The sequence below is a fragment of the Bartonella sp. MR168JLCBS genome (genome assembly GCF_042194175.1).
The window spans coordinates 328-620 of sequence record NZ_JBHIMP010000498.1; the positions used below are offsets into that span (position 1 = coordinate 328).

The window sequence follows — 293 nt, forward strand, 5'->3', positions numbered from 1 at the left end:
ACCAAGATTTGTCAGTGTCGAGGTTATACCGGAAATTTCATTGCGTAGTTTTTCTAATTGTGTTTGCAGATCTTTTTCTGCTGCTGTTTTATTATTCTCTGTTGTTTTGTTGTTTGCCATGATACTCTTTCCCTCTGTTGATTCATCATTCTGCGTTTTTGTGTGTTTACAGTGATCATTTGCATTGGAGTAAAAATTTTCACTGCTTGGGTAACGTCAAACAATTTTTTTAGTTCCATCATTTTGTTCAATTTTAAACTGTTTTGATAAAATCAATCTTGTCTGTAAGATTA

Annotated in this window: 1 pseudogene; it reads right to left on the reverse strand. The window is 32.4% G+C overall.

From position 1 onward, the window contains the following. Positions 1-120, reverse strand: a pseudogene (locus ACFIK8_RS12235) (DUF883 domain-containing protein); the annotation flags it as partial. Positions 121-293: the final 173 nt, after the last annotated feature.